This window comes from Anoxybacillus sp., assembly GCF_036834105.1.
In the GTDB taxonomy this organism is placed as follows: domain Bacteria; phylum Bacillota; class Bacilli; order Bacillales; family Anoxybacillaceae; genus Anoxybacillus.
Map to the genome: position 1 here is coordinate 1 of NZ_DAITON010000016.1, position 18674 is coordinate 18674.

An 18674-nucleotide genomic window follows, 5' to 3' on the forward strand; every position below is an offset into this window, starting at 1 on the left:
AAATGAAGTGGGATTTGAATGAAAGATAAGGAGATGAGGAAATTTTATGAAAAAAATAATTTCACTCATGATGGCATTCGTGTTATTGCTTGCCGCCGGGTGTTCACAAACGAGTTCATTTCAACCGAAAGAACGTGTCAAAATCGGTATTATGTTGTCAGATGTCGGACTAGGGGATCAATCGTTTAGCGATTCAGCGTTTAAAGGGCTTATGAAAGCGCGCGATGAGCTTGGCATTTTTTTTGACTATCGTGAGTTAAAAGAGACGGGGACGTATGAAAAAGGGCTAACCGAGCTTGTTGAAGCAGGGAACGATCTCGTTATCGGTCTCGGCTTTATGGTGCAGCAAGATTTAGAAAAGGTAGCGAAAACGTATCCGAAACAGCAATTTATATTAATTGATGCCGTATCAGATTTACCAAACATTACATCGATTACGTTTAAAGAAGATGAAGGTAGCTTTTTAGCAGGCGTCGTTGCTGGTATGTTGACGAAAACGAACAACGTCGGCTTTGTCGGGGGGGCAGATGTTCCTCTTATTCGCAAATTTGCAAACGGCTTTATAAAAGGGGTAAAAGCGGTTAGACCGGAAGCGAATGTGCAAGAAGTGTATGCAGGCAACTTCGGTGACGATAAGCTTGGGGCACAAATTGCAAAACAAATGATCGCAAACGGGGCAGACGTGCTATATGCTGCCGCCGGATTTACAGGTGTTGGCGTATTGCGCGAAGCAGAGATGAACGGAAAATATGCGATCGGTGTCGATAGCGACCAATATTTTTATGCAGAAAAAGCAGTCGTCACATCGATGTTAAAAAATGTCGATGTCGCATTATATACGGTTATTCAACAATATGTCGAAAAGAAAGACGTGCCAAAAGGAACGGTTGAACTAGGATTAAAAGAAAACGGCGTCGATTTAGCGCCTATTCGTGTCGTGACGTTTAGTCCAGAGCAACAAGCAACGTTAGAAAAATGGAAAGAACAAGCGACAAACGGCATCGCGAAATAAAGGAGGGATACGATGTCTATTCAACAACGACTATTATTTCACTCATTAGCAACGCCAATTATTGCAGGCGCCATTATCGTATTCATTATTATGAATATGCTTTCTATTCAATCGTCGAATCAAGATTTCGTTCCGCTCATGATGAAAGCACAACATTTGCAGGCAGAACTAAAAGCGACGAAGCAAAGTTTAAGCAATTACGCCTACAGCCCGACAGAAGGAAATAAGCAAGAAGTGCTCGTTCATTTGGAAGAATCGGAAAAGTTGTTTAGCGCATTAAACAAAGGATTGACTGCACCGTATGTTCGCCCTTCGCTTGAACGAGCAAACAACAAATTTGCCGCGCTAGCAAGTGAATCAAAAGCAGCGCTTGATGCGCAAAATGTGGCGGAAATTCGCCGCCAGTCGATGCGCGCGGAAGGGGTATTAAACGATGTGCATGTCGTAAATACGTATGTAAGCGAGTATTACGAACATATGCAAAAGCAATTGCAAAGTCAAATACAACAAGTCATTACGATTTCGCTCATTGCGATCGCGATCGTGCTATTGTTTGCTGGATTTAGCGGTTTTCGCTTAACAAAAAAAATTACGGCACCTCTTCGCAACATTGCGGAAAATGCGAAACAAATTGCGCGCGGCAATTTGCGTATCGAGCCTGTTGTGTATAACGGGAAAGATGAGTTAGCGGATTTAAATGAAGCTTTTACAACGATGGCCAACCAGCTTAACGGATTGCTTCAGTCGGTCGATACGGCAAGCAAACAAGTTGAGGTGTTTGCGAAAGACATTGATGATGAAACGAAAATGTTGACGGAAATTAATAACCAAGTTGCTGTATCAACGAACGAATTGTCGGCAGGGGCACAAAGTATTTCGGAAGACTTGCAAAGCGCGGTGCAGCTCATTGAGCGAATGGAACAAACGGTGCAACAAAATGTCGCGCGCACCGAACAAACAGCTCGGTATAGCGATGAGGCGGTGGAAGCAATCACGCATGGTCAAGCTGCGCTAGCCGAACAAAAATCGTTTATTGATGAAAACGCAAAAGCGACCGCTTCGATTGAACAGTCAACAAAGCAGTTTGCAGCGTATGCAAGCAAAATTGAAGATATGGCTAAAGCGGTATCGGACATTGCTACGCAGACGAACTTGCTCGCGTTAAATGCCGCGATTGAAGCGGCGCGTGCAGGGGAGGCAGGAAAAGGATTTGCAGTCGTCGCGGAAGAAGTGCGCAAACTGGCAGAAGAATCATCGAAAGCGACAAGCCAAATTTTTGAAATGGTACAACTCATTCAATCTGGTTTAACGAATGTGACAGAAGCGGTTCGCCGCGGTGTTCATATCGCTGAGGCGCAAACAAAAGCGATTGAAACGACGACAGAGGCGTTTGCACAAATTGAAAACAAAGTGCATCATATTACAACAGATATTCAAGCGCTCGTGATCGGCATGAACGAGTCGAAAGAGCTTGGTAAAAACGTTTTACAAAACGTGGAAAGCATTAGCGCGGTCGTTGAGCAATCCGCAGCAGGTAGCGAACAAATTGCTGCGTCAATGGTCGAGCAGTTAGAGGCGTTCAAAAAAATGGGTGAAAAAGTGACGACATTGCGCCAACTGACAGACGACCTACAACAAATGATGGCGAAGTTTCAAATGAAGTAATGCACATAGCCCTGTCAAGTAGACATTAAAAAAAGAGTACATTAAGCTACGGCCTTTTCTCGATATTCAATCGGGGAAAGGCCGTTCAGTTTTTCTTGAAAACGACTGTGATTGTAAAAATAAATATACTCTTGAATAGCTTGATACGCCTGTTCTATCGTTTTTGGGCGCATCAAATACAACTTCTCTTTCTTTAGATGTGAGAAGAAACATTCGATACATGCCATTCACCTTAACAAAACTCTTTGCATTTTAGAAATCAGAAAGTGATTTCTCGAATAATAATTGTTTCAAGTTCTTTATCAAAACCTTGTTTTTCTCTTCGAAAAGCCTTCTTAAAAGCATCAGGGTTTTTTATTAATTTCACTTTATCAAATATAAACAGGAAAAGATGATCGGCTTTATAATGAAATGAATCTGCACCTAACTCTTCCGTCAATTTACGTTCAGTCATGTTTTCTCTTGTACATTTCACTTCAATTACAATTCCATATTCATCGAGTACGATATCGTATCTGACAGAAGCGTAGCCAGCATTATTCACAACCTCTAATCTAGCATTTGGAAATATTGGTCTGATTAACGAATACAGTATCCGCTGAACATCATACTCATTTCCGATTTTAATATTGTCTAAATCTTCCTTTTTGATCGTGCCATTACCATGAACTTCATCTTGATACATTGCCTCAATGTGTTTATGAAAATTCTTTAAAATCTTTCGGATAATCGTTACAGCCATTGTTTTGTCTATATGATCCTCAGCACTTTTCTCTGGTAAGTATTTACCGGACTCAACGTCAGATTTTAATTTACTCAAAATATCTCTACTTTTTTGAAGAGCTTCCCCGACTTTGCTAATAGTGTCCTCTCTTGAGAATTTATTTGGAACCACTTTCGTTTCAATCAGAAAATCTTTACTTATTGATGGTTCAGAAAAATTTTCACTCAATGTTCTCTTTACATCGTTCCTCCAAGCGTTAAAAGAGTCATAAACATCTTGCCTTTGTTCATAGAGGCTTATAAGTTTTTCGAGATCATCTATTCTTTCATTTATTTCTTTTATAACTATATCCGGCTCTTTTCGAATCATCGACATATAAATCCCCCTTCACGATCAATAAGTACCCCATCTTAAAAAGAACAGGAACAGGGGATCTAGAATGAATATTTGATTATCTTTCCATTCAAAGACTTGATAAATAGGCTCACTAGAAAACATGATATCATGCAATTTTTGAAGAGAATCTCTAATCTTGTTCTTCTCAATTTTTTCCTTTGAATTAATTACTAGCAGCTGATCGATTCTCTCTTTCATTTCGTCCACTGACAGGCTAACAACAGGTGGATCTTGAGCAATTGCTTTTAATAAAATATGATAAATATCCGCTTTTTCTTCATTTTTTAATTGATATTTTTTTCTTTTTTGTCCCCTTGTCGATGGACCGGCCATTAACTTTTTAACCACTTCTTGATACGGTAAGTTAATAGTAGTGAACCGATAACTTTCTTCCAATTTTTTTTCGTCATTTATTTCCTTTATACTTTCATCTTCATCAATATTTAAAATAAGCGACAGATTCAAACAAATTGACTGCATTAACTGTGGAGATGTAAGGCTTTCTAAAGCCATTTTTGAAGCCAATTCATCATTTATTTTGATGCCAAGCTGCTCAAAACCAGTAATCGCAATTTCCTTTAACTCATCTTCTTGCCATGGTTCGATATTAATTAAATTTAATCTGCCGCTCAAATCTGGATTTTTCCTAATGGAGTCATCCGCTCTATGAGGTAGTGATATAACCACAGCTTTAAATTCTCTTCTAATGGCATCTTTTAATTGATAAGCGATATCTAGCTGCACCTCTTCAGGAGCATAATGGAAATCATCTAGAACTAACACAAGATTATTTTTTTTAAAAAATTCAATCACTTTATCCTTGTTTGATCCATACTTTTCTCGAGTAGAAATTGATTTATCTTCTGGATTATTATCAGTGCCTTTTAGCAAAGTCGTTTCTGAGTATTCTCCTCCAAGAGGCAAACCGACTTTATTTGCAACAACTTCCCAAAAGTCTTTTGCATTTTTAAAATCACTACCTGTTAAAGAAACCATATTTTGCGGTTCGATCACTTTCTCACATAAGACAGTCTTCCCTGTTTTAGATGGACCAATAATGGACGTTAAATATCCCGATGTATTAAGAGCTTGCTTCAAACGTGTTTCATACGTAAAACCGAAACCCGAAGACTTTCTAGAAACGTATGTGTATTTCGGAAATGATCCCGGTTTGAACACTTCATTAGAACGAAGCTTTCTCAAACCATATCCCTCCTTTTCACACCTTTATATATCTTATATATATTAATACTAATATTTTAACGTAATTATCATTAATTTTAAACCTAATAATATAAAAAAAGACATTTATAGACCTCTTTGTCCTTTTCACAACCTTTTTATTTTATACTTTTCATATTTATCTAAACGTCAAAGCACATAAGGAAGTTTATCTGTTTTTAGCGCAGACTTCTGCGGTAAAGGTAGAAGAATTAACGACCGTCAACAAAGTACGATTAAAGCAACATATCGGCAATATACACGAGGATGATTTAAATAAGATTATGAACCGTGTAAAATGGGGATTTGACCTGTAACGTACTTACAAAAGGGGGGCTACTGATGATTGCGGTTGAAGATGCACTAACGCTAATGATTGCCTTCGCATCTTTAATTGTTGCAGTAATTGCGGTTGCTAAAGATAAAAAGTAACCCACCCTGCTAGGCCTAAGTGAGGGTAGGTTACTTCCTAACATATACCTCGGGCCACTGCACGTCTTGCAGTAAGCCGTGTATCGTAGGGCATTGGTGGCAGCCAATGCCCTTATTTTATATCATATTCACCCTTCATTATAACGCCAAAAGGGAACAATGAAAAGAGCAAAAAGTGTGTTCGAAAAGGAATAGGACACCTTTTAATTATGCTCACGTAGCTATTCTTGTTTTACAAATGATTCGTCTCTTTTGAGTAGGCGCGTTTGCCAGCTTGGCGATTTTTCTCGCGCTCCATATTTTTTTCGTGTCGTTTCGCGTTATTGTCTTTTGCTTTTTTATCGTTGTCGCTTGTCATCGCTTCGTCACCCCTTTATCGGGTAGTGTAATCAATGCTCAAGCTGTTTATTCAAGAAAAAGAGAGCGATCGTTCCCGGTCCGGCATGCGCTCCGATCGCGCCGCCGATGTCAGAAATGAAAAACTGCTTGCAGCCGAACGTTTCTTCAATCATCGCTTTCAGTTCGAGCGCCGTTTGTTCATCGTCGCCGTGGCTAATGCCGATCAGTTGGTTTTGAACGTCCGCTCCGCGCTCTTGCATGAGCTCGACCATTCGTTTCAACACTTTTTTCCGTCCACGCACTTTTTCAATCGGGATTAATTTTCCGTCCTCGACGTGAAGAAGCGGTTTAATGTTTAACACCCCGCCGACAAACGCTGCCGTTTTGCTGACGCGCCCGCCGCGCGCTAAATATTGCAAGTCATCGACAGTAAAAATATGTTCCATATGACGACAATACGTCTCAATCGTTGCCACGACGTCGTCGTACGCCATGCCGCTTTCAGCGAGCTCAACTGCTTTTTTTACGACAAGCCCTAGCCCGAGCGAGGCGCATTTCGAGTCGATGACGGTTAGTTTCGCGTTCGGATATTGTTCAAGCACTTCGTTTCGAATCATGACCGCCGTTTGATATGTGCCTGACAAGGCGGAAGAGAAGGCGATATAAATGGCAGGTACGCGCTCTTTCGCTAACGTCGTAAATAGCTCTTCCATTTGCGAAGGTTTCGCTTGCGATGTTTTCGGTACGTCGCCTGCGCGCATCGCATCGTATACTTGTTTTGGCTGGATCGTCAGTTGATCATCGTAGTCTTTGTCGTTTATATGAACAGCTAACGGTAAAAAAGCCATTTGTTTTTCTTGTATAAAAGAAAGTGGCAAATCGCACCCGCTATCCGCTATAATTTTAATATTCATTTCAATCACCCCTATGTATGTACTTATTTTAAGTGTAGCGATTATTATGGAAAAAAACAATCTTATCGCTTTGTAGGAGGATGTGTTGTGGACGTAAAAAAATTGTTTGTCGTCATTATCGGTGGGTTATTAAACGCGATCGGCATGAATTTATTTTTAATTCCGGCGAACGTATATACGAGCGGATTCGCTGGAGCTGCACAGCTCATTTCTAAAGTCGTTGGCGATTATACACCGTATGTTATTTCGACAGGTTTATTGCTCTTTTTGTTTAACATTCCTGTCGCCATTTTAGGATGGAAAAAGGTAGGGAAGTCTTTTACGTTTTATAGCTTTTTAAGCGTTGTGTTTATGTCGCTATTTCTTGAAATCATTCCTGTTCGTTCGCTTTCTGAAGACATTTTATTGAACGCCGTTTTCGGCGGAGTGATTGCAGCAGTCGGAACGGGCTGGACGTTAAAATGGGGGGCGTCAACAGGCGGATTAGATATTATTGCGCTCGTATTGTCTCGCGTCAATGATCGTTCGGTCGGGACGTACATTTTTGCGTTAAACTCCATCATTATTTTAACAGCTGGATATATGTACGGATGGGAAAAAGCGTTATATACGCTCGTGACGTTATATGTGACGACGCGCGTCATTGATGCGATTCATACGCGCCATCAAAAATTAACTGCGCTCATTATTACGACAAAAGGGGAAGAGATGAAGCAAGCAATTAAGTCGCGAATGATTCGCGGCATTACAGTCATCCCGGCGAAAGGCGCGTTTTTAAATGAAGATAAAGATATGCTTATGATCGTTATTACGCGCTACGAGCTGTTTGATTTAAAACGCATTATTAAAGAAGTCGATCCGAAAGCGTTCACGAACATTATGCAAACGACAGAAGTCGTTGGGTTTTTCCGAAAAGAGTAAAGCTGCGCGCACGGCGCAGCTTTTTACAATGCATGAAGTTCGTCTTGCAAAGCGTGCAACTGTTTTCGTTCGGCGTCGTTGGCGTTAGCGAAAGCGGATGAGAGCGCATTTTTGGCGACAGCGATGGCGCGTTCCGTGCGCTCTTCTTTTGCTTTAGCGACCGCCTTTCTTGCTTGTTGAAACAATGGATTGCCCATATTAAAATCCCCCAAGATTTGCATGATCCGCTTTTTCTGCTTTGCGTTGTTCCGCTTCCTCATACGTCATATGATACGGAATTTTTTCATCATGCTTATATACTGCATCGGCACTTTGTTGAATAAACCGCTTCGATTTGTTTCGTTTGCCCACACGACATTCCCCCTTGTTCGCCGCTTGTGACGCATATCGCGTCGATGATAGTTTGTTCATGTTTGGGCTACAATACGTGAGGGAATTTTTTATAACTTTAATAACGATTGCAAATACATCGCGATGCCGTCTTCTTCATTCGTTTTTGTGACATCATCTGCGACCGCTTTAAGCGGATCGATCGCATTGCCCATCGCGACGCCGATTCCTGCCCATTTTAACATCTCGATATCGTTATCTTCATCGCCAAAAGCAATCACGCGCTCGCGCGGAATGCCATAGAAAGAAGCGACTTTTTCAAGCCCAAACGCTTTATGGACGCCAGTATGGACGATTTCAATGACGTGCCACGGGGCTGTCCAACTGCGATGGTCGATGACGTTGGCATGCACTTCCGATAAATATGTGCGAATGCGTGCAACGTTTTGTTCATCCGATAAAATTAAAATGCTCGTCGGGTCTTTCCGTAAAATATCGTGCAAATTTCCGATATATACGTTCGGATCGCCTAAATTAAATAAATCGAGCAGCTGTTCGTCATGTTCGTGAAAATATACATCGTCCATCACTTCCGCTAAAATGTTGCGCACGTTATATTTTCTGCTGACGTCAATAATTTCTTTCACCGTTTCAAGCTGAAGCGGAGTATGATACATCCCCCAGCTGTCATCTTTCGGATGATGGACGAACGCTCCGTTAAAATTGACGATCGGCGTTGTTAGTTCCAATTGTTCGTAATACATTTTGCTTGCGCGGTACGGACGTCCTGTCGCGATGACGACGATATGTCCGGCTTGTTTTGCTTTTTGAATGACAGCGTATGTACGTTCGGAAATGGTTTTATTGTCTTTTAATAACGTGCCGTCTAAATCAAGCGCAATTAAATGTTTGTCCATGATTGTTCCCCTTTTCGTTAAAATGTTCTACTCTTGTAGTGTATCGTTTTTCCAAAAAACTTGTCTATATGGTAAGATGATGTTAAAAGATAACAAGGGAGATGAGAAGATGGTAACGATTATTCGCGAGACAATCGCAAACGTTCCTTGTTTGCACGTTGTAAAAGATGATGATATTCATCATATGCGGCCGCTCGTCATATTTATTCATGGATTTACGAGCGCGAAGGAACATAATCTTCATTTTGGCTATTGGCTTGCAGAAGCAGGATATCGCGTCATTTTGCCGGATGCGTTGTATCATGGGGAACGCCCAAATTCGCTCTCTGACGATGAGCTTCATTTGTCATTTTGGGATATTGTATTAACGACCATTCGCGAGCTAGATGATATAAAAAATGAGCTCGTCGAACGAAACGTTGTTGATCCGAATCGCATCGGCGTCGTTGGGACATCGATGGGAGGCATTGTGACGTTCGGTGCGTTAACGCAATATGAATGGATTCGTGTCGCTGGCTCGCTCATGGGCAGCCCATGCTATCGAATGTTTTTCGACTTGCAGCTGCAATTCGCTGAGCGAAAAGGAATGGCTTTGCCGCTGTCAAACGAGCAGCTCGCTTCGTTGCGCAACACATTAACAACATACGATTTATCGCTACAGCCGGAAAAATTAAATGGCCGTCCGCTATTCATTTGGCACGGAAAACAAGACGACGTCGTTCCTTTTGACTATACATACGCCTTTTATAAACAAATCGAGCCGTTTCATAAGCCGCTCCGTATGTTAGTCGACGAACGAGCAGGTCATAAAGTGACGCGCGAAGCATGTTTACAAACGGTTCAATGGTTTGTCACACATTTATAAAAACATGTGACATGTATCACAAAAAAAGAAGAGAGGAGGATGATACAATGAGACGTGAGGAGGGATAGCATGGTTATTCCGAAACAACATGGCGCATGGGCGATGTTAATCATTCCATTTTTATTCGGCATCGACATCGGTCAAGCGACGTGGCTTCATGTTCCGTTATTTGTCGCATGGTTTTTTCTTTATTTAGCCACATATATATGGATGCTCGTTGTAAAAAAGCAAGCGACCGCTCATCATAAAAAATGGCTTGCCATCTATACATTTGTTGCTCTCATTTTCGTCGCTATTCCGCTTGCTTACAAGCCGACGCTCGTTTATTTTGGATTAGCTATGGTTCCGTTTTTTGTCGTGAATATATATTTTGCGAAAAAGAAAAAAGAGCGGTCGTTTACAAACGATGTGGCGGCGATTATGAACTTTTCGCTCGGCGGTGTAGGAAGCTACTATGTCGGAACGGGAGCAATCGATGAAAAAGCGTTGTTTTTATTTGTTGCCTCCGTTTTATTTTTCGTCGGAAGCACATTTTACGTGAAAACGATGATTCGTGAAAAAAACAATCCGCGGTATAAATGGGCATCTTGGATATTTCATATCGGGCTTATTGTCGCATGCATCGCGGCGGGACATGGCTGGTTGGCGCTCGCTTACGTGCCGAGCGGCTTGCGTGCGATGTACTTTTATGGGAAAGCGATGTCGATTAAAAAAGTAGGGATTTATGAAATCGTCAACGCTGTTTATTTTGCGCTTGTCGTCGTTATGTTTTATTAGCGGCTGGGAGGAGAAAATTTTCTCCTCTTGTTTTATGTCTCCGTCTTTATTTCATATTGCATATGTCAATGGGACAACCTTCGCAACGAATTTCATCTTTTAAAAACTGCAAATCGTGAATCGTTATTTTTCCTTTGTGGACGGAGATGATTTGTAGCTCTTTTAACTCTTTTAATAATCGGCTGACGACTTCGCGCGCGCTGCCGCAAAAGTTGGCAAGTTCTTGATTTGTCATCGGAACATTGATGAGAATGCCGTCCTCTGTTTGAACGCCGTAACTGTTCGCGAGGCGGATGAGCGTAGAATAGAGCGCTCCCTTTTTTCCATGTAAAATTAAGTCGCGTATTTTCGTTTGCATGCGTTGCAGTTGCAAATTGAGCCATTGCATAAATTGCAACGCAAACGCATGATCGAGCAACAATCGTTCTTCGACTTGTTGTTTATGAATGACAGCTAACGTCCCCGCTTCCACCATTTTCGCGCTTACCGTACATGTGCACGCCAATTGAAACGGAACGATCTCCCCGAACGCATCCCCTTGTTCACAAATGCGAAGCGATAGTTCGCGCCCTTCATCTGTCGTTTTGGTCAACTGCACTTTTCCTGCACATACGACGTATAGTTCGCTCGCCACTTCTCCTTCCCGAAACACATATTCTCCTTTTTGCATATCGATCATATGATGAGGAAGGGAAAGAAGGTCGGATAAGGAGATCGGTTGAATAGTCATACAATAACCACCTTTACTGTTCTCTAGTTTCATTAAAAAGAAAAAAAAACATGACGTCAATATATGGAACAGAAAAATAAAAAATATTTAAATATACATTTGATTTTATTTTTATGCAGTATTATAATGATAACTAAATTTACAACATATATAGAAAGTGGGGAACGGGGAAATGAAAGTCTCCATTATCGGAGCGACAGGCTACGGAGGAATTGAACTTATTCGTTTATTGCAACATCATCCGTACATGCGCGTCGTTTCCGTTCATTCATCTTCACAAGCAGGTGTTCCGCTTCGTGATGTGTATCCGTATATGGAAGAGTCATTCATCTTGCGTGATATTCGAATCGATGACATCGAGGGCGATCTCGTTTTTTTAGCGACGCCGCCCGGTGTATCGAGCGAATGGACGCCGAAGTTGCTTGCGGCAGGGTATAAAGTCATTGATTTATCTGGAGACTTTCGTTTGCGTGATGGGAACGTGTATGCGAAGTGGTATAAAAAACAGGCGCCGAACAAGGAACTATTAAAACAGGCGGTGTATGGGCTGACCGAGTGGAATCGCGACCGCATTGCGACGGCGAGCTTAATCGCCAATCCGGGCTGTTATCCAACGGCGACGTTGCTTGGATTAGCACCGCTCGTCATTGAAAAATGGATTGTTCCGCATCGCGTCATTATAGATGCGAAATCAGGTGTATCTGGCGCAGGACGAGGCGTATCGCTTGGCGTTCATTTTTCGGAAACGAATGAAAACGTAAAAATATACAAAGTGAATACACATCAACATATTCCTGAAATTGAACAAATGTTATGCGACTGGAATGAACAAATGGAGCCGGTGACGTTTAGCACCCATTTAATTCCGATGACGCGCGGCATTATGGCGACGATGTATGCGGAAGCCGCGCGCCCATTGTCGCTTGAAAGAATAATAGAATTATATAAAGAAACGTATAAACATTGCCCGTTCGTACGCGTTCGGGAGGCAGGATCTTTTCCGTGTACGAAAGACGTGTACGGTTCGAACTATTGCGATATTGGGCTTGCTTATGATGAACGAACAAATCGCATTACTGTTGTGAGCGTCATCGATAATTTAGTGAAAGGGGCGGCAGGGCAGGCCGTTCAAAACGCCAACGTCATGTGTGGATGGGACGAACAAACCGGATTGACATCGATGCCGATGTATCCGTAAAAGGGGTGGAAAAAATGATGATCGTTGAAGAAAAAGTGAAATATATGGCAGATGGAACAATTGTAACGCCAAAAGGCTTTCGGGCGGCTGGCATTCATGCCGGCTTGCGTTATACGAAAAAAGATTTAGGTGTGATCGTTTGCGACGTGCCAGCCTCATGTGCAGCTGTATACACTCAAAACGTGTTTCAAGCTGCTCCGTTACAAGTGACGAAAGAAAGCATCGCTGTTGAAAATAAGTTACAAGCCGTTATCGTCAATAGCGCCTATGCTAACGCATGTACGGGCGAACAAGGGCTAAAAGATGCGTACGACATGCGCAAATGGTGTGCAGAAGCGTTTGGGCTCCATGAACACCTCGTCGCTGTCGCATCGACGGGAGTGATCGGCGAACGTTTACCGATCGAAAAAATTCGCGCGAGCATCCCGAAGCTTGAACCGACGGCACAATGGAGCGGGGCGGTCGATTTTCAAACAGCTATTTTAACGACCGATCTTGTCATGAAAAAAACGTGTTATGAAACGGTGATCGATGGTCAAGTTGTGACAGTTGCAGGGGCGGCAAAAGGATCGGGGATGATTCATCCGAATATGGCGACGATGCTTGCTTTCATTACGACCGATGCAAACCTTCCGTCAGACGTGCTACAACATGCGCTTCGCTCGATTACAAACGTGTCGTTTAACCAAATTACCGTCGATGGCGAAACGTCAACGAACGATATGGTCATCGTCATGGCGAGCGGATTAGCAGGGAATGAACCGCTTTCTCCTCAGCATCCCGATTGGGCGAATTTTTATGAAGCGCTTCGGAAAACGTGCGAACATTTAGCAAAACAAATTGCTCGCGACGGAGAAGGGGCGACGAAGTTAATTGAAGCGCGCGTGAAAGGAGCGCGGACGGACGAAGAGGCAAAATGGGCCGCGAAACATATTGTCGGTTCCAATCTAGTGAAAACAGCAGTGTACGGAGCGGATGCGAATTGGGGGCGCATTATCGGAGCGATTGGTCATAGCGGAGCATTCGTTAACCCGAACGATGTGGACGTATGGATCGGTTCAGTTCACATGTTAAAGCAGAGCGAACCGATGCCGTTTGGTGAAGAAGAAGCGAAAGCAGCTTTAATGGAAGACGTTGTCGTCATTACGGTAGATTTGCATGTCGGTGACGGGGAAGGCGTTGCGTGGGGCTGCGATTTAACGTACGACTACATTAAAATTAACGCAAGCTATCGGACGTAAGGGGGAATGAGTGTGATTGTGATCAAATGCGGCGGTAGCGTGCTTCATGAATTATCCCCAGCATTTTTTACGAGCGTGCAACAGTTAAGAAGAAGCGGAATAGACGTTGTCATCGTCCATGGAGGTGGTCCGGATATCGGGCAGCTCCTTCACGCGCTGAACATTCCGTCCGAATTTGTTAACGGATTGCGGAAAACGACAAAAGAAGTGTTGCACGTTGTAGAAATGGTTTTGAATGGAAAAGTGAACAAAACGCTCGTCTCTCTTTTACAAACAAATGACATTCGCGCAGTAGGGTTATCGGGTGTCGATGACAAGTTGTTGCAAGCAAACCCGATCGATGTACAAACGCTCGGTTATGTTGGGGAAGTTGTACACGTTCACGCGCACATTATCCATACGTTGTTGCGCCACGCATACGTTCCTGTCATCGCGCCGATCGGTGTAGATGAGCATGGTCAAACGTATAACATTAATGCAGATACGGCGGCGGCGGCAGTAGCGCAGGCGCTTTCGGCTGACAAACTCGTTTTTGTAACGGATGTCGCCGGCATTTTAAACAATGGTGAAGTCGTCAAAGAAGCGACAGCTCAAATGGTTGAAGCGATGATTGCCGATGGGACGATTTCAGGAGGGATGATTCCGAAAGTAAAAGCTGCCCTTCATGCGCTTCACGCGGTCAATGAAGTGGCCATTGTAAGCGGGAAAGTTCCATTTTATGAACATGGTACGTGGCATGGAACGATGATGAAGAAAGAGGTGTGTGTATGATTTTTCCAACTTATCAACGGTTTCCGATTACGGTCGCCAAAGCGGAAGGGACGAAATTGATCGCAACAGACGGAAAACAGTATATCGATTTTATTGCCGGCATTGCGGTATGCAATCTCGGCCATCGCCATCCCGCTGTCCAGCAAGCGCTAGAGGCGCAGCTCAATGAAGTATGGCACGTGTCCAATTTGTTTCATCTTCCGATTCAAGAAGAAGTTGCCTCCCTTCTCGTTCAACATTCCGTCGGGGATGCGGTGTTTTTTTGCAATAGCGGGGCAGAGGCGAACGAGGCGGCGATCAAGCTAGCACGGAAACATACCGGACGCTCAAAAATCATTACGTGTGAACAGTCGTTTCACGGGCGTACGTTTGCGACGATGTCGGCGACAGGGCAAGCGAAAATTCATGACGGATTCGGTCCGTTGTTACCGACGTTTGTTTATGTGCCGTTTAACGATATTGATGCGCTTGAGCGGGAAATGGATGAAACGGTGGCGGCCGTCATGGTGGAAGTTGTGCAAGGAGAAGGCGGTGTTGTCGTTGGTGAAAAGTCGTTTTTGCAGGCGGCAGAGCGGCTTTGCCAAACATATGGCGCATTGCTTATTGTTGATGAAGTGCAAACAGGGATCGGGCGAACGGGAACGTTGTTCGCTTACGAGCAGTTTGACATTTCCCCGGATGTCATTACCGTTGCGAAAGGATTAGGAAGCGGTTTTCCTGTCGGGGCGATGATCGGGAAAAAACATGTCGTTCCGACGTTTAGCGCAGGTGTGCACGGCTCGACGTTTGGCGGAAACGCCTTAGCGATGGCAGCAGCGAAGGCGACGCTTGACATCGTCACACAACCTTCGTTTTTACAAGACGTGCGCGAAAAAGGAACGTATTTTCACGAGCAATTAACAAAGGCGCTTGAACATATCCATATCGTTACGCATGTGCGCGGGTTAGGACTTATGGTGGGCATAGCGTGCAACGAACAAGTGGCAAACATCTTGCCGCATATTCATGAAAGAGGACTGCTCGTGTTAGCGGCGGGACCGAACGTCATTCGTTTATTGCCACCGCTCACCGTAACGAAAGAAGAGATCGATGAAGCAGTCAACATATTACAAGAGGCGTTAACATCGTATGAACGTGATTTTTTATACGTATAAATGAATAAAAATTCTTTTTGTTTAATAAACATTCGTTTGGGGTGTGAACATGGAAGCGTATGTACATTTGCAAAACGGCAAAACGTTTGCTGGGAAACTAGAAACGGCGTGGACGGGGGATGTTTCTGGTGAAGTCGTCTTTTTTACAGGAATGACAGGGTATCAAGAAGTGTTGACTGATCCATCGTATAAAAACCAAATCATCGTGTTTACGTATCCGTTGATCGGCAATTACGGAGTGAACGAAGTTGATTTTGAAAGCAAACAGCCGCATGTGAAGGCGGTGATCGTCTATGAAGCGGAGGAAACAGGCTATCATTACGAAGCGGCATATAGTCTCAAACAATATTTGCAAAAATGGAACGTTCCGCTCGTTAGCCACGTCGATACGCGAGCATTAGTAAAACAAATTCGAGAACATGGGGCGATGCCTGCTGTTATTTCGTTACGTGAAACGGCAGTTGTGCAAATGGAAGAACAACATCCTGTTCCGCTCGTCAGTACATCGGACGTCGAAACGTACGGAAGTGGCGACATGCACGTTGTTTTATTTGATTTCGGATATAAAAAGTCCATCGTTTATTCGTTAATGGAGCATGGCTGTCGTGTAACCGTCGTTCCGTACAACACGACGTTACAAACGGTAGAGCAGCTCGATCCTGATGGCGTCTTGTTATCAAATGGACCCGGAGACCCGAAACAATTGTCGACTTATTTGCCGAATGTGTTGGCGGTCATCGAACGTTATCCGACGCTTGCCATTTGCCTTGGGCATCAACTCGTTTCGCTCGCTTATGGGGGAGATACGGAAAAATTGAAGTTTGGGCATCGCGGGGCCAATCAGCCAGTATATGATGTGAAAACGAAAAGAGTATGGATGACATCGCAAAATCATGGCTATGTGGTGAAAGTAGAAAGTTTAGCGCATACGCCGCTTTCCGTTCGCTTTGTAAACGTCAATGACGGTTCTGTTGAAGGGGTGGCTCATGAAACGAAGCCGATTTTATGCGTGCAATACCATCCAGAGGCACATCCTGGTCCAAACGATACACAATTTATTTTTGCCGAATTTGTCGACATGATGAAAGCAGCAAGAAAGGAGAAAGTATATGCCTAAAGATTGTACGCTACGTTCCATTCTTGTCATCGGTTCTGGTCCGATCGTCATCGGTCAAGCAGCGGAGTTTGACTACTCGGGAACGCAAGGGTGTTTAGCGTTAAAAGAGGAAGGGTATCGCGTCATTTTAGCGAACAACAATCCGGCGACGATTATGACTGATGAAGTGCATGCCGATGCCGTCTATTTTGAGCCACTTACTGTCGAGAGCATGGAAAAAATTATCGCGAAAGAGCGACCCGATGGGCTATTGGCCACGCTTGGCGGCCAGACGGGGCTGAATTTAGCGTTTGCTTTACACGAACGAGGCATTTTGCAAAAATATAACGTCCGCTTGCTCGGTACGCCGATTGAGTCGATTAAGCGCGGGGAAGATCGTGAAGCGTTTCGCGCTTTAATGTATGAATTAAATGAACCTGTGCCAGAAAGTGAAATTGTAACAACGGTAGAAGAAGCGGTGCAGTTTGCTGAGCAAATCGGATTTCCGATTATCGTTCGTCCAGCGTATACGCTCGGTGGAACGGGGGGCGGCATCGCCGAAACGATGGATGAATTGATAAAGATTGTTGCGAAGGGGCTACGTGAAAGTCCGATTTCGCAATGTTTAGTCGAACGGAGCGTGGCAGGCTTTAAAGAAATTGAATATGAAGTGATGCGAGATCATACAAATACGTGCATCACGATTTGTAATATGGAAAATATTGATCCTGTCGGCATTCATACGGGCGATTCGATCGTTGTCGCTCCGTCGCAAACGTTGACGGATGTAGAATATCATATGTTGCGCTCCGCAGCGATTAAAATTATTTCCGCACTTGGCGTTGTCGGCGGATGCAACATTCAATTTGCGCTTGATCCGACGAGCAAAAAATATTACTTAATTGAAGTCAATCCACGCGTCAGCCGTTCATCTGCGCTCGCATCGAAAGCGACTGGCTATCCGATCGCAAGAATGGCGGCGAAATTGGCGGTCGGCTACACGCTTGCCGAATTAATGAATCCGGTGACAGGCCATACGTATGCGAGCTTTGAACCTGCGCTCGATTATGTCGTTGTGAAATTTCCGCGCTTCCCGTTTGATAAATTTCCGTTTGCCGATCGTCGCCTTGGCACGCAAATGAAAGCGACCGGGGAAGTGATGGCGATTGATCGCAACTTTGAACGGGCGTTGCAAAAGGCGATTCATTCTCTTGAATTAGATCATATCGGCTTACATTCACCGGCGCTTGCGAACGAGCCGACGAAATCGTTAATTGACATCATCAAAAAAGGGGATGACCGCCGCTTTTTCGCTATACTTGAGCTGCTTCGTCGCGGCATTCCAACGAGCGAAATACATGAGCGGACAAAAATTGACTTGTATTTTTTAACTCGTTTTGCTCAGCTCATTGCGCTTGAACAACAGGCGAAAAACATAACGCTCGATACGGTAGATGAACGAACGTTTCGCACGTTGAAAGAGAAAGGGTTTTCTGATGCGTATTTAGCTTATATATGGCATGTTGAGGAAAAAGATGTACGTGAAAAAAGAAAAGCATACGGCATTGTGCCCGCCTATAAAATGGTCGATACGTGTGCGGCAGAATTTTCAGCAGAAACGTCATATTATTATTCGACATATTTTGGCGAAAGCGAAGTGCAAGCGAGCGACAAGCCGAAAATGCTCATTCTCGGCTCAGGACCGATTCGAATTGGGCAAGGGGTAGAGTTCGATTACGGCTCCGTTCATTGCGTGTACGCTTTGCAACAAGCAGGGTATGAAGCGATTTTAATAAACAACAATCCGGAAACGGTCAGCACCGATTTCACCGTCGCAGACCGCTTGTATTTTGAGCCGCTAACCGTAGAAGATGTGTTAAATGTGATCGAGGCGGAAAACGTCGAAGCGGTCATCGTGCAATTTGGCGGACAGACGGCCATTAATTTAGCAAGCAAGCTAGAAACGTACGG

Annotated in this window: 21 protein-coding genes and 1 pseudogene; 13 read left to right on the top strand and 9 right to left on the bottom strand. The window is 43.7% G+C overall.

All coding sequences use genetic code 11. The features are described from left to right. Window positions 1-46: 46 nt before the first annotated feature. On the top strand, window positions 47-1012 hold the full coding sequence (locus V7Z64_RS03230; protein WP_297990619.1) for a BMP family lipoprotein: 966 nt from the start codon (window positions 47-49) through the stop codon (window positions 1010-1012). Window positions 1013-1024: 12 nt separating this feature from the next. Beyond that, complete coding sequence (locus tag V7Z64_RS03235; RefSeq protein WP_297990620.1) at window positions 1025-2677, top strand: methyl-accepting chemotaxis protein; 1653 nt, start codon at window positions 1025-1027, stop codon at window positions 2675-2677. Window positions 2678-2718: 41 nt separating this feature from the next. On the opposite strand, the pseudogene V7Z64_RS03240 reads toward V7Z64_RS03235, so the two are convergent. The 3 genes and pseudogenes from V7Z64_RS03240 to V7Z64_RS03250 all read right to left on the bottom strand — a co-directional run. Further along, window positions 2719-2901 (bottom strand): annotated as a pseudogene (locus V7Z64_RS03240) (IS3 family transposase); the annotation flags it as partial. 35 nt (window positions 2902-2936) lie between these two features. Further along, window positions 2937-3776, bottom strand: coding sequence for a hypothetical protein (locus V7Z64_RS03245; RefSeq protein WP_297990621.1), 840 nt, complete (start codon window positions 3774-3776; stop codon window positions 2937-2939). 18 nt (window positions 3777-3794) lie between these two features. Next, a complete protein-coding gene (locus tag V7Z64_RS03250; protein WP_297990622.1) occupies window positions 3795-5000 on the bottom strand; it encodes an AAA family ATPase in 1206 nt (401 codons plus the stop codon). Between the two features lie 155 nt (window positions 5001-5155). On the opposite strand from V7Z64_RS03250, the gene V7Z64_RS03255 reads away from it, so the two are divergent. Both V7Z64_RS03255 and V7Z64_RS03260 read left to right on the top strand, forming a co-directional pair. Then, complete coding sequence (locus V7Z64_RS03255; protein WP_297990633.1) at window positions 5156-5335, top strand: type II toxin-antitoxin system PemK/MazF family toxin; 180 nt, start codon at window positions 5156-5158, stop codon at window positions 5333-5335. Between the two features lie 25 nt (window positions 5336-5360). Then, window positions 5361-5450, top strand: a complete 90-nt coding sequence (locus tag V7Z64_RS03260; protein WP_003395444.1) for a putative holin-like toxin — start codon at window positions 5361-5363, stop codon at window positions 5448-5450. Between the two features lie 232 nt (window positions 5451-5682). Here the strand turns inward: V7Z64_RS03260 and V7Z64_RS03265 are convergent, their stop codons facing one another. Further along, on the bottom strand, window positions 5683-5808 hold the full coding sequence (locus V7Z64_RS03265) for a DUF3941 domain-containing protein (protein ID WP_003395443.1): 126 nt from the start codon (window positions 5806-5808) through the stop codon (window positions 5683-5685). Window positions 5809-5839: 31 nt separating this feature from the next. After that, a complete protein-coding gene (locus V7Z64_RS03270) occupies window positions 5840-6703 on the bottom strand; it encodes a DegV family protein (RefSeq protein ID WP_297990623.1) in 864 nt (287 codons plus the stop codon). Window positions 6704-6790: 87 nt separating this feature from the next. Between V7Z64_RS03270 and V7Z64_RS03275 the strand changes: the two genes are divergently transcribed. Beyond that, window positions 6791-7624 (top strand): YitT family protein, encoded by an 834-nt coding sequence (locus V7Z64_RS03275; protein ID WP_003395441.1) that lies wholly within the window; start codon window positions 6791-6793, stop codon window positions 7622-7624. Between the two features lie 23 nt (window positions 7625-7647). Here V7Z64_RS03275 and V7Z64_RS03280 read toward each other — a convergent pair whose 3' ends face one another. The 3 genes from V7Z64_RS03280 to V7Z64_RS03290 all read right to left on the bottom strand — a co-directional run bounded on the left by V7Z64_RS03280 (window position 7648) and on the right by V7Z64_RS03290 (window position 8871). Further along, window positions 7648-7821: a DUF3813 domain-containing protein gene (locus V7Z64_RS03280; protein WP_003395440.1), complete on the bottom strand. Its 174-nt coding sequence runs from the start codon at window positions 7819-7821 to the stop codon at window positions 7648-7650. A 1-nt stretch (window position 7822) separates the two neighbouring features. Beyond that, window positions 7823-7975 carry a hypothetical protein gene (locus V7Z64_RS03285; protein ID WP_003395439.1) on the bottom strand — a complete coding sequence of 51 codons (153 nt, stop codon included), beginning with the start codon at window positions 7973-7975 and terminating at the stop codon, window positions 7823-7825. Window positions 7976-8064: 89 nt separating this feature from the next. Then, window positions 8065-8871 carry a Cof-type HAD-IIB family hydrolase gene (locus tag V7Z64_RS03290; RefSeq protein ID WP_297990624.1) on the bottom strand — a complete coding sequence of 269 codons (807 nt, stop codon included), beginning with the start codon at window positions 8869-8871 and terminating at the stop codon, window positions 8065-8067. Window positions 8872-8980: 109 nt separating this feature from the next. Here V7Z64_RS03290 and V7Z64_RS03295 point away from each other — a divergent pair, with 109 nt between their 5' ends. Together V7Z64_RS03295 and V7Z64_RS03300 are read left to right on the top strand one after the other, a co-directional pair. Further along, window positions 8981-9736, top strand: a complete 756-nt coding sequence (locus tag V7Z64_RS03295) for an alpha/beta fold hydrolase (RefSeq protein WP_297990625.1) — start codon at window positions 8981-8983, stop codon at window positions 9734-9736. Between the two features lie 69 nt (window positions 9737-9805). After that, entirely contained in the window at window positions 9806-10513 is a 708-nt protein-coding gene (locus V7Z64_RS03300; protein ID WP_297990626.1) for a YwiC-like family protein, read from the top strand. Window positions 10514-10559: 46 nt separating this feature from the next. On the opposite strand, the gene V7Z64_RS03305 is transcribed toward V7Z64_RS03300, so the two are convergent. Continuing rightward, window positions 10560-11243, bottom strand: a complete 684-nt coding sequence (locus V7Z64_RS03305; protein WP_297990627.1) for a Crp/Fnr family transcriptional regulator — start codon at window positions 11241-11243, stop codon at window positions 10560-10562. A gap of 172 nt (window positions 11244-11415) precedes the next feature. Here V7Z64_RS03305 and argC point away from each other — a divergent pair, with 172 nt between their 5' ends. The 6 genes from argC to V7Z64_RS03335 form a co-directional block, all read left to right on the top strand. Further along, entirely contained in the window at window positions 11416-12441 is a 1026-nt protein-coding gene (argC, locus tag V7Z64_RS03310; protein WP_297990628.1) for an N-acetyl-gamma-glutamyl-phosphate reductase, read from the top strand. 14 nt (window positions 12442-12455) lie between these two features. Further along, the gene (argJ, locus tag V7Z64_RS03315; protein ID WP_297990634.1) at window positions 12456-13682 is read left to right on the top strand and encodes a bifunctional ornithine acetyltransferase/N-acetylglutamate synthase; all 1227 of its coding nucleotides are present in this window, start codon (window positions 12456-12458) and stop codon (window positions 13680-13682) included. Between the two features lie 6 nt (window positions 13683-13688). Continuing rightward, window positions 13689-14453, top strand: a complete 765-nt coding sequence (argB, locus tag V7Z64_RS03320) for an acetylglutamate kinase (RefSeq protein ID WP_297990629.1) — start codon at window positions 13689-13691, stop codon at window positions 14451-14453. Continuing rightward, window positions 14450-15607, top strand: a complete 1158-nt coding sequence (locus tag V7Z64_RS03325; RefSeq protein WP_297990630.1) for an acetylornithine transaminase — start codon at window positions 14450-14452, stop codon at window positions 15605-15607. Before argB ends, V7Z64_RS03325 begins: the two co-directional genes overlap by 4 nt. Before the next feature lie 49 nt (window positions 15608-15656). Next, complete coding sequence (locus V7Z64_RS03330; RefSeq protein ID WP_297990631.1) at window positions 15657-16724, top strand: carbamoyl phosphate synthase small subunit; 1068 nt, start codon at window positions 15657-15659, stop codon at window positions 16722-16724. Beyond that, window positions 16717-18674 (top strand): carbamoyl phosphate synthase large subunit (locus tag V7Z64_RS03335; protein WP_334109319.1); only part of this gene is annotated, 1958 nt, incomplete at its 3' end. The genes V7Z64_RS03330 and V7Z64_RS03335, both read left to right, overlap by 8 nt.